The organism is Alienimonas sp. DA493, assembly GCF_043951915.1.
In the GTDB taxonomy this organism is placed as follows: Bacteria; Planctomycetota; Planctomycetia; order Planctomycetales; family Planctomycetaceae; genus Alienimonas.
The window spans coordinates 44,875-56,347 of sequence record NZ_JBINJD010000018.1 but is presented as its reverse complement, the minus strand read 5'-3'; the positions used below and the strand labels follow the sequence as shown (position 1 = coordinate 56,347).

Genomic DNA, 11,473 nt, shown 5'->3' with positions numbered 1-11,473 from the left:
CGCCGAACGGCCCGAGCTGTCTGCAGTCCGGCTGGGACGGCAGCAACGGCGTGATCTCCGCCGGCAGCTTCCACACCGGCGGCGTGCAGGTGTGCCTGGGCGACGGGTCGGTCCGGTTCATCTCCGAGACGATCGACGCCGGCAAGAACGGCGCCTTGAACGCCAAACGCAGCGGTCGCAGCAACTACGGCGTCTGGGGCGCCCTCGGCAGCCGCGCCGGCGGCGAGGTGGTCGACGAGTTCTGACCGACGGCCTCCGTCCCGCCGGCGGCCCCGACCGGCCGCCGGCGGGCGAGAGTTCGAGCAAGAAATTCAGCTCCCGTTCGGAAACCGTTCCCGCCGCGGAATGAACTGTCGCCTCCAAGCCCCGCAATGTCCTCGCCCCGCCCGTCCTGTGATCGTCAGTACGACCTGTTCGTGAGCCTGCTCACGCATAACGAGCCGGCGTTGCGGCGGTTCGTGCGGTCGCTGCTGCCGGGCGGAGAGGGGTTGGACGACGTGATGCAGAACGTCGCGTTGGAGTGCTGGCACAAGTTCTCGGAGTTCGACGCCGGCGGCGACGACCCGCGAACCGACTTTCGCCGGTGGGCCTTCGTGGTCGCCCGGTTCAAGACCCTGAGTCACCTCCGGGACGCGAAACGCCGCCGGCTGGTGTTCGACGCGGACGTCCTCGTCCGACTGGCCGACGCGGCGACCGCGGCCGAGGAAGCGGCCCGGGAGGAGCGGGTCGCCGTCGAAGCCTGCCTGGCGGCGATGGCCGAGGAATCCCGGCGGCTGTTGCTCAGCGTGCACTCCGCGGGCGACTCCGTCGCCAAGATTGCCGCGGAGACCGGGGAGAAGGCCCGCCGGCTCTACTCGAAACTCGAACGGCTCCGGGCGGGCCTACTCACATGCGTCGAAACACGATTGTCCGGGAGAACTTGAGATGACCGACTCCCCAGCCCCCCCGGGGGGGGACTCCCCGTCCGGCGTCAGCCCGAAGGACCATCGCCGCTGCTTCGAAGCGGTGGACGGCACGATCTCCCCGGCGAACTTTCAGGCGTTGCAGGAGGCGCTCCGCCGCGACCCGGCGGTGGTGGAGTACTACCTGCGGGTCTCGCGGCTCACGCACACGCTCGAAGAGATCGCCGCCGGACCGGCGGCCGACGGGACGGCGCCCAGCACGCCGGCCGCCGTTCCCCCGCCCGCCCCGCGGCGGCGGCAGGCGGTTCTGTGGGCGACGGCGGCGCTCGCGGTCCTCGCGGCGGCCCCGCTGGCGCTGTTCTTCAGCCGCCCCGGGGGCGGCCTCGCGGACGCCGGGGGAGTCACCGCGGCGGACGTCGCGGCGGAGGAGACCGTTGTCGGGCACGCCGCCCTGCGGCGGGCCGTCGACGTGACTTGGGCGGAGGACGCCCCGGCCTACCGCGGCGGCGACCTGCTGCCGGCCGGCCCCGTCGCGATCGACTCCGGCCTCTTGGAGATCGACTTCTTTTGCGGGGCGACGGTCGTGGTCGAGGGGCCGGCGTCGTTGGTCGTCGACTCCGACTGGGCCTTGCGGATGCACCGGGGCCGTATGCGGGCCGACGTCCCGCCCGCGGCCCGGGGGTTCACGGTGCGGACCGCCGAGACGGAGGTGTTCGACCTAGGGACGACCTTCGCCCTGGAGGTCTCCGACGGGGGCACCTTCGCCGAAGTGCTGGACGGCGAGATCGAACTCCGTCCGCAGCCGCACGGAGGCGGGAAGTCGCGGCTGACGACCGGGCAGAGCGTCTGGCTGGGCGAGGGCATGAAGCCTCGGGGCGGCGGGACGTGGCTTGCCGCGGCGGATCTGGAGGCGAAGCGGGCCGTCGACGCCCGCCGCCGGTTCGCCGCTTGGCAGTCCGCCGCGGCCGAGCGGGCTGACGACGCTAGGTTGATCGCCTACTACCCGATCGCCGCCGGCGGCTTCGACCGCGTCCTGCCGAACGCCGCGGCCGGCAAGGGGCCGGCGGACGGAACCGGCGACGGGGCCCTGGTGGGGATGGTCTCGAAGACTGAGGGGCGGTTTGGGGAGGCGTCCGCGGGGCTGTCGTTCGAGCGGCCCGGCGCCCGCGTGCGGACGGTGCTGGACGGGGAGTTCCCGGCGCTCTCACTGAGCTGCTGGGTTCGAATCGACGGGCTCGACCGCCGGTACAACGCCCTGTTCATGGCGGACGGGTACGAGAACGGGGAGCCGCACTGGCAGATCCGCGACGACGGCCGGCTGATGTTCAGCGTGATGGCCGACGACTCCGCGGAGGTGGAATATTTCAGCAAAGTCGAGGGCCGCATGGTCCGCGACGCCGGCCTGCACAAGGTTTACCTCACCCCGCCGCTGTGGGATCTGTCCAAGAGCGGGCGGTGGTTCCACCTCGCGTCGGTCTACGACCCCGCGGCGGGCCGCGTGCGGCAGTACGTGGACGGAGAACTCGTCGCCGACGAAGCGATCCCGGCGGACATGCTGGTGAAAACGCTGCGGATCGGCCCGGCGGAGCTCGGCAACTGGGGCCAGCCGTTTCGCAAGTCGCCCGCGTTCGCCCTCCGCAACCTCAACGGCGTCATTGACGAACTGGCCGTGTACCGGACGCCGCTGTCCGGGGACGCCGTGCGGCGGCTCTTCGAGGCCGGCCGACCGCCGGGCTACTGACGGCGGATCGAGATTGCTGAAGGCTGTATCTCTCAAGACGCTCGCCCCTCAACGCCCATGAACATGCTCCCCGCCGCGGCTCGGCTGCTCGCCCTGCCGCTCGCCCTGCTGTCCGCCGCCGTCGGCCGGGCGGACGAGCGGCCGAACGTCGTGCTGATCTTCTGCGACGACCTCGGCTACGCTGACGTCGGCTTCAACGGCGGGGAGGACGTGAAAACGCCGAACCTCGACGCCCTCGCCGCCGGGGGAACGGTCTGCAGTTCCGGATACGTCGCCCACCCGTTCTGCGGGCCCAGCCGCATGGCGCTGATGGCCGGACGGTACCCGCACCTGTTCGGCGGGCCATACAACCTGCCGAACGCGGGGGAGGGCATCGAGGAATACAACCGCCTCGGCCTGCCGCCCGGCGAAACGACCGTTGCGACCACGCTGCAGACCGCCGGCTACCGGACCGGCGTCGTCGGCAAATGGCATATGGGGATCGACGCCCCCTACCACCCGAACGCCCGCGGGTTCGACGAGTTCTACGGCTTCCTCGGCGGCGGCCACGCCTATTTTCCGAACCGCTACCGGCCGATCTACGAACGGCAGAAGGCGAACGGGGCCCAGACGTTCAACGACTATATTCTTCCGCTGGAACGCAACGGGGAGGAGGTCCGCGAGACGGAATATCTGACCGACGCCTTCTCCCGCGAGGCGGCCAAGTTCGTGACCGAGTCCGCCGCGGGCGACGCCCCGTTCTTCCTGTATCTCTCCTATAACGCCCCGCACACGCCGCTGGAGGCGAAGGATGACCTCGCCCTGTTCGGGCATATTGAGGACGAGGACCGCCGAACGTACGCAACGATGGTGTACGCCGTGGACCGCGGCGTCGGGGAGTTGGTCGCGGCTCTAAGAGAGGCCGACGAGTTCGAGAACACGTTGATCGTCTTCCTGAGCGACAACGGCGGGAAGCTGGGGGCCGGGGCGGACAACACGCCGCTGAAGCAGGGCAAGGGCAGCGTCTACGAAGGCGGCGTTCGCGTGCCGATGCTCTGGCACCAGCCGGGCGTGGTGCCGGCGGGCCGCGTCTACGAGCACCCGGTCTCAGCGATCGACTTCTACCCCACCTTCGCCCGCCTCGCCGAAGCGGACGTCCCCGCGAGCCAACCGCTCGAGGGAGTGGACGTGTGGGACGGGCTGCTGTCCGGGCGCCCGGCCCGTGACGAGGCGCCGATCTAAGCGGTCAGGTACTTCCGCGGGTTCGGCAACGTCGGCGTCCGCCGCGGCCCTTGGAAGGTCGTGAAGGTCGGCCCGACGTCGAAGTGGGAACTGTACGACGTCGCCCGCGACCCCGGAGAGACGACCGACCTCAGTGCCGAGCGCCCCGACGTGGTCCGGGTGCTGGTCGCCGACGCGGCGCGGTGGAGCGAAGGGCATGTCGAGTCGCTCTGGTTCCACAACCGCAAATCCGCCCGGGATTGGGAGGAGACGGACATGCCGAACTACGACCGCACGTTCTCCACGGGCCTGCCGAAATAGACCGGTCCGCCGGTCGGGCCGCCCCGTCGGGACGATTTCGTCCCGCATTCGTCCCGGAAATCTGCGGGCTGACGGAATGACAAAGGGGGCGGACGCGTCCGCCCCTTTCCAATGCTCGCCCCCCGAGACGATCGCCGTGACGCCTCTTCTCCCCGCCGTCCTTCTGGCCGCGACGTTCGCCGCCCCCCCGTCGGCGGACGCAGGCGCCGTCGACTTCGCCCGCGACGTGCAGCCGATCTTGGAGGGCCATTGCACCGACTGCCACGGCGAGTGGGTGCAGGAGTCGAACCTGCGGCTGGACAGCCGGCTGGGCATGCAGACCGGCGGCGACACCGGCTCCACGGTGCTCAAGCCCGGCGACGCCGAGGGGAGCTACCTGCTGGACGTCGTCCGGCACCGCGACCCCGGCATGGAGATGCCGCCGGACTCCGAGATGATCCCGGTGGAGGAGATCGCAGTGCTCAGGGCGTGGATCGAACAGGGCGCCGTCTGGCCCGGCCAGATGGACGACGTACCGGTGCGGGAGGAGTCCGACCACTGGGCCTACCAGCCGGTCGAGCGGCCCGACCCGCCGGCCGGCCCCGGGGTCGACGGCGACGCCGCCCCGATCGACGCGTTCCTGCAGGAGAAGCTGCACGACGCCGGCCTGACGTACTCCGCCCCGGCCGAGCCGGCGGCGCTGATCCGGCGGGCGTCAATCGTGCTGACCGGTCTCGCCCCGACGCCGGAGGAGGTGACGGCGTTCGAGGCCGCCTGCGAGGAGGACCCGGACGCCGCCCTCGTCGCCCTGGTCGACCGGCTGCTCGCCTCGCCGCGGTACGGCGAGCGGTTCGCCCAGCACTGGCTGGACGTGATCCGCTGGGCGGAGACGAACGGGTCGGAGTCGAACATGTACCGCAAGAACGCCTGGATCTACCGGGACTACGTCGTCCGGGCCTTCAACGAGGACGTGCCCTATGACCGGTTCCTGACGGAACAGCTCGCCGGGGACGTACTCGGCGTGGGCGAGGCGACCGGCTACCTGGTCGCCGGCCCGCACGTGCCGGCGGCGACCGTGGGGCAAGAGCCCGCCGCCCGCCGGCAGGCCCGGGCCGACCGGCTGGACGAGATCGTTCAAACCGTTGGGGCCTCCGTGCTGGGCACCACGGTCAGCTGCGCCCGGTGCCACAACCACAAGTTCGACCCGGTCACGATCCAGGACTACTACGCCCTGACGGCGGTGTTCGCGGACGTGGAGTACGACGCCCGCCGGCCGGAACTCGCCCCGGGCCATCCCCGCCGGGAGCGGGGCGAGGAACTGTGGGACGAGATCCGCTCCCACCGCCGGCTGCTCCGCGAGGACGGCGGGGCGTGGACGGAGGACTGGCGGACGCACCGCGAGATGTTCTTCAACCCAGTCGAGACCGACGCGGTGCGGCTGACGTTCGAGGGGAAGGGCGTTGGCCTGGACGAGTGGGAGCTGTTCGGCCCGGCGGACTGGCGGGAGAATCTCGCCGCGGCGTCCACGGGCGCCGTCGCCAGCGCCAACCCCGCGACCGCCGTTCCGCGGGGCGAGGCGTGGAAGGTGAACGACGGCCGGACCGGCACCGAGGCGTGGCGGGCGAAGGTCCCCGACGGCTCCGTCGAGAAGCCCTGGATCATGATCGAGTTCCCGGACGTTCGGAGGGTCGATCGGATGACCTACAGCCGGAACCGCGAGGACCTCGCCGCGACGGACTATTTGGAAGGGCTCGCGACCTCCTGGGTGCCGCACTTCACGGTCGAAGTCCGCAACGCGGTGGGGGAGTGGGAGCCGGTCGCGGACACGAAGTCGATCCAAAGCCGCCTGAACCGCGGGGGGGAGGCGAAGGCGACGCACGACGCGCTGCAGGCGTCGATCGAGACCCTGCTGGAGGAGGGGCCGCAGCTCAGCTTCATCGGGAAGTTCGTCGACCCGGGGGAGACGTTCGTGTTCCGCCGCGGCAGCCCGGAGAGCCCCGGCGAACAGGTCGCCCCGGACGGCCCCGCCGCCTTCGGCGAGAGCCTCGGCCTGCCGACGGACGCCCCCGGCCCGGCCCGGCGGAAGGCGTTCGCTGAGCGGCTGACCCGGCCGGACCACCCGCTGACGGCCCGGGTGATGGTTAATCGGCTGTGGCACCACCTGTTCGGTGCCGGGCTGGTCACCACGACCGCCGACTTCGGCGCCGCCGGCACCGAGCCGACCCACCCGGACCTGCTGGACTGGCTCGCCGCGGAGTTCGTCGACCCGCAGACCGCAGGCCCGCACGCGGAGCCGTGGTCCGTGAAGCACATGGTCCGCCTGATGGCGCTGTCGCGGGCGTTCCGGCAGTCGAGCCTGCCCCGGGAGGACGGCCTCGCCGCGGACGCCGGCGCCGCCCTGCTGTGGCGCTACCCGCCGAAGCGGGTCGAGGCGGAGGTGATCCGCGATTCGATCCTGCAGGCGTCCGGCTGTCTCGACGAGACGGTCGGCGGGCCGAGCTACCGCATCCACAACGTCAAAAAGCGCTACGCCCAGTGGGAGGTGGTCGACAACCACGGCCCGCACACGTGGCGACGGATGCTGTACCAGGAGCGGATGCGGCGGGTGGACGACCGCATGTTCACCGCGTTCGACTTCCCGGACTGCGGTCAGGTGAGGGGCAAGCGGCCGGTCTCCACGACGCCGCTGCAGGCCCTGAACCTGATGAACAGCGAGTTCGCCGTCGATCAGGCCCGCTGCATCGCCGAACGGGCGGAGGCCCAGGCCGAGGAAGGGGACGACGACGCGGTGACGCGGTCCTTCCTGCTGATCCTCGGCCGCGAACCGGCCGACGACGAGCGGGCCGCCGCCGCGGCGGTCGCCGGCGAGCACGGGCTGCCGGTCCTCTGCCGCACGCTGATGAACGCCAACGAGTTCGTCTTCCTGCCCTGACCGCCGCCGGCCCCGGCCTCGCCTCCCCGCCCCGCACGTTCCTTTCCCGCCCGACCGTCATGTCGAACCCCGAGAACCTCACGCCCGCCGGCCGCGGCCTGCTGGACCGCCGGTCGTTCCTCGCCCAGTCCGGGCTGTCGCTGGGCGCTCTGTCGCTGGCCCAGTTGCTGTCGGCCGACGGCTTGCTCGCCGCGGACGGCGAACCCCGGACGGCCGGCGGGGTCGAGCCGATCCGCCCGGACGTCGACCCGGCGAACCCGTACCTGCCGCGGAAGCCCCACTTCGAAGCAAAGGCGAAGCGGGTGCTGGTGATCTACTGCCCCGGGGCGGTCAGCCACGTGGACACGTTCGACTACAAGCCGGACCTGTTCAAAATCCACGGCCAGAAGCCGCCCGGCCTGCCGGCGGTGACGTTCGAGGGCCCGACGGGGAACATCGCCAAGCCGTTCTGGGAGTTCAAACCCCGCGGCGAGACCGGGAAGATGGTCTCGGACCTCGTCCCGCACCTCGCGGAGCTGACGGACGACCTCTGCTTCGTGCACTCGCTGCACACGGAGACCAGCGCCCACCCGCAGGGCGAGAACTTTTTCAACACCGGCTTCACGCAGGAGGGCTACCCGTCCTTCGGGGCCTGGACGACCTATGCCCTGGGCACGGAGAACCAGAATCTCCCGGCGTTCGTGGCGATCAACGACCCCCGCGGGCTGGCCCGCAGCGGGAAGAACAATTTCGGCAGCGGTTTCCTGCCGGCGGCGTTCCAGGGGACCGACTTCACCGCGGCCTCCCCCCCGGCGAACCTCGCCCGGCCGGACGCCGTCTCCCCCGCGGCCGACCGCGAGAGCGTGGACCTGCTCAAGCGGCTCAACGCCGGGCACCTGGAGCGGTACCCGGACGACGCCGACCTCGCCGGTCGCATCGCCAGCTACGAACTCGCCGGGCGGATGCAGACCAGCGTGCCGGAGGTGATGGACGTCTCCGGCGAGACCGCCGCCACCCACGCCGCCTACGGCACGGGGACGGGCTCGAAGCTCAAGCGGGCCTACGCACAGAACTGCCTGCTCGCCCGGCGGTTGTTGGAGCGGGGCGTGCGGGTCGTTCAGCTGTTCAACGGCAGCGATCCGGCCGGCGGCAACGGCATCACCAACTGGGACTCCCACTCGAACATCAAGGAGACCCACGCGATGCAGGCGGAGATCATGGACCAGCCCACCGCCGCCCTGATCGCGGACCTCAAGCAGCGGGGGATGCTGGAGGACACGTTGGTCGTCTGGTGTACCGAGTTCGGCCGCATGCCCTTCCTGCAGGCGAACGGCACCGGCCGGGACCACAACCCCGGGGCCTTCACCTGCTTCCTCGCCGGCGCCGGCGTGAAGGCCGGCTACAGCCACGGCGAGAGCGACCGGTTCGGCTTTGAATCGGTGAAGGACAAGACCAGCGTCTACGACTTCAACGCCACGCTGCTGCATTTGATGGGGCTCGATCACGAGCGGCTCACCTTCTACCACAATGGCTTGGAACGCCGGCTGACGCACGTGCACGGCCACGTCGTCGAGCCGCTGCTGGCTTAACGTCCGCTCCTCCCCGCCCCCCTTCGAGAAACTCCCTCCATGATCGCGCTTCGTGGGGTTCTCGGCCCCCCAATCCCTCTTGTCGCTTCGCTCTTGGTCGTCGCCCTCGCCGGGCCGGCGCCCGCGGATTCGCCGGAGCCCGTCGGCGTCGACGCGGGGTCGGGACGGCAGTGGGTCCCCGCCGACGCATTCTGGGACGAGTTCGACGCCCCCCGCGTCGATGTCGATAAGTGGCAAACGGACCCGGAGCAGCTTCGCTCCTGGACGTGGTCTCAGAAGAACGTGTTCGTCAACGGCGGGGTGCTGAACCTCCGGATGACCCACGAGCCCCACCAACGCTTCGACCGATTCTCGCGCGGCCCCAAAGAGTTCCAATATAAGTCCGGCATCCTGCGGTCCCGAGAAAAGACGACGTACGGCTACTTCGAAGCCCGCGTGCGGGGTTGCTCGCGGTTCCCCGGGGCGTCGCCGGCGATCTGGCTGTATAGCCAGGGCGTACCGGAGACCCCCTCCCCGGTGAAGTACTGCGAGATCGACGTGTTCGAACTCCAGCAGGGCGGCCGGGACCCGCGGACGGGGGCGGTCAACGGCGTCCGCAAAGTCGACATGAACCTGCACGCGCGGGTCGAGATCGACGGGCAGGACAAGTTCCTGCGGCCTTCGAACGCCCCCGACCTCTGCGAGCGCCACTGGGAAGCCCCGTTCGACCCGCGGGAGGACTTCCACGTCTACGGCTGCGATGTGACGCCGGAGGAGATCGTCTGGTACGTCGACGGCGTCGAGCGGGCGCGGGAGAAGAACGAGTATTGGCGCCGGCCGATGTTCGTGACGCTGTCGCTCGGCCTCCGCAGCCCGTTCATCGGGTGGAAGGACGGGGAGATGCAGACGGTCCCGTCCGCCGCGACCGCCGAGGGGTTCCCGACCGACATGCGGGTCGACTACGTCCGGGCGTGGACGCGTTCGCCGGCCCCGGAAGCGGGCGACGGACTGGACCGCTGACCGCCCCTCTTCTCCCGCCCGACTTCCCCCAGTCTTTCCGAACCGCCGAACCCGATGACCGCTGCCCGCCCGATCGCCACGCTGCTGCTCGCCCTCGCGGCCGTTCCGTCCTCGGCCGGGGACGACCGGCCGAACGTGCTGTTCATCGCGATCGACGACCTGCGGCCGGAACTCGGCTGTTACGGGAACGAGCTCGTTCACAGCCCAAACCTGGACGCCCTCGCCGCCGACGGGATGCGGTTCGACCGGGCCTACTGTCAACAGGCTATCTGCAGCCCGTCCCGGGCCAGCCTGATGACCGGCAAGCTGCCGGACGAGATCGGCGTCGTGGAGAACACCGCCTACTTCCGCGAGTTGAACCCGGACGTCGTCACCCTCCCGCAGCAGTTTAAAAAACACGGTTACGAGACGGTCTACAGCGGCAAGATCTATCACGGAAAGATGACCGACGAGGAGCACAGTTGGTCCCGCCCGGCCAGCCGGAAGGGGATCCCCCGCCCGCAGACGCCCGGCGGGTACAACGTGCCCGAGAACCAGCGGACGTTCTTCAAGAACCGCGACGAGATCCTCGCCAAGTACGGCCGGGAGCGGTCCGGCGGGTTGATCCACGGCCCGGCGTTCGAGGCCGGCGACGTGCCGGACGTCGCCTACGTCGACGGCTACAACACCGCGGTCGCGATCCAAACGCTCGGCGAACTGGTCGAAGGCGACGAGCCGTGGTTCTTGGGCATGGGCTACGTCCGCCCGCACCTGCCTTTTAATTGCCCGAGGCGGTATTTCGATCTGTACGACCCGGCGGAGATTGAACTGCCGGACCACGTCGCCCCGCCGACGGACGGCTCCGCCCTCGGCCTGCACGCATCGTTCGAGCTGCGGACCCGGCACGGCATCCCGAAGGAGGGGCCGATCGGCGACGACCTCGCCCGGGAATTAATTCACGCCTACCTGGCCTGCACCAGCTACGTCGACGCCCAGATCGGCCGGCTGTTGGCGGCGCTGGACGAGGCCGGCGTGCGGGAGAACACGATCGTCGTCGTGTGGGGCGACCACGGCTGGCACCTCGGCGAGATGGGCGTGTGGGGCAAGGCGACCAACTACGAGATCGCCACCCGCGTGCCGCTGATCGTCTGGACCCCGCCCGGCCTGCTGGAGGGGGCGACCCGCGGGGCGTCGACCGACGCGCTGGTCGAACTAGTGGACCTCTACCCGACGCTGTACGACCTCGCCGGCGTGCCGGCCCCGGACGGGCTGGCCGGCCGCAGCCTCTGCCCGCTGCTGACCGAGCCGCAGGCCGAATGGAAGGCGGTCGCCCGCAGCCAGTTCCCCAGCCCGGCGCTGCGGGAGTGGGCCGCCAACCCGCTGTCGGCGGGGATGCGGGAAACGTTCTTCGGCCCTCTGATCGCCGAGGTCGAGGGCCGCGTCGCCGCCCAGCACGGCGCCGACTGGGACCGCAACCTGTTCGAGAACCACCTGATGGGCTACGCGACCCGCACCGACCACTTCCGGCTGGTCGAATGGCGGGACGTCCGCGACCCGGATGCGGACCCGGTGTTTATCGAGCTCTACGACCACGACGCCGACCCGGCCGAGACGACGAACGTTGCCGACTGCTATCCGGGGGGCGTCGCCCGGCTGTCGCGGCGCCCAGCGGCCGACTGAGCCCCCGCGGCAGCAGTCCCGTTCAAGCGGCGGACGTCCCCCCGTTCGCGTTGCGGGCGAGGGGGGCGGTCATGTCGGAGCAGTCTGCCGGCAGCGCAGTCTCGTTCCAGTCAGACCCGGCGGCCCACTCCAGCACCGCCTCTGGTCCGGCCGAACACGGCCCGAATCGGCC

General features: G+C 70.6%; 9 protein-coding genes. All 9 read left to right on the top strand.

The window, feature by feature from the left end; translation table 11 throughout:
- On the top strand, positions 1 to 245 hold a 245-nt coding region (locus ACG2DA_RS04790; RefSeq protein ID WP_395254334.1), incomplete at its 5' end, for an H-X9-DG-CTERM domain-containing protein.
- A 126-nt stretch (positions 246 to 371) separates the two neighbouring features.
- Positions 372 to 923, top strand: a complete 552-nt coding sequence (locus ACG2DA_RS04785) for a sigma-70 family RNA polymerase sigma factor (protein WP_395254333.1) — start codon at positions 372 to 374, stop codon at positions 921 to 923.
- Between the two features lies 1 nt (position 924).
- Positions 925 to 2,643 (top strand): LamG-like jellyroll fold domain-containing protein, encoded by a 1,719-nt coding sequence (locus ACG2DA_RS04780; protein ID WP_395254332.1) that lies wholly within the window; start codon positions 925 to 927, stop codon positions 2,641 to 2,643.
- A gap of 63 nt (positions 2,644 to 2,706) precedes the next feature.
- Entirely contained in the window at positions 2,707 to 3,864 is a 1,158-nt protein-coding gene (locus ACG2DA_RS04775) for a sulfatase-like hydrolase/transferase (protein WP_395254331.1), read from the top strand.
- Positions 3,865 to 3,924: 60 nt separating this feature from the next.
- Positions 3,925 to 4,164, top strand: coding sequence for a hypothetical protein (locus ACG2DA_RS04770; RefSeq protein WP_395254330.1), 240 nt, complete (start codon positions 3,925 to 3,927; stop codon positions 4,162 to 4,164).
- Positions 4,165 to 4,300: 136 nt separating this feature from the next.
- On the top strand, positions 4,301 to 7,075 hold the full coding sequence (locus ACG2DA_RS04765) for a PSD1 and planctomycete cytochrome C domain-containing protein (RefSeq protein WP_395254329.1): 2,775 nt from the start codon (positions 4,301 to 4,303) through the stop codon (positions 7,073 to 7,075).
- Between the two features lie 59 nt (positions 7,076 to 7,134).
- Positions 7,135 to 8,643: a DUF1501 domain-containing protein gene (locus tag ACG2DA_RS04760; RefSeq protein WP_395254328.1), complete on the top strand. Its 1,509-nt coding sequence runs from the start codon at positions 7,135 to 7,137 to the stop codon at positions 8,641 to 8,643.
- Between the two features lie 93 nt (positions 8,644 to 8,736).
- The gene (locus ACG2DA_RS04755; protein ID WP_395254327.1) at positions 8,737 to 9,642 is read left to right on the top strand and encodes a family 16 glycosylhydrolase; all 906 of its coding nucleotides are present in this window, start codon (positions 8,737 to 8,739) and stop codon (positions 9,640 to 9,642) included.
- A 54-nt stretch (positions 9,643 to 9,696) separates the two neighbouring features.
- Entirely contained in the window at positions 9,697 to 11,301 is a 1,605-nt protein-coding gene (locus ACG2DA_RS04750; protein WP_395254326.1) for a sulfatase, read from the top strand.
- Positions 11,302 to 11,473 lie beyond the last annotated feature (172 nt).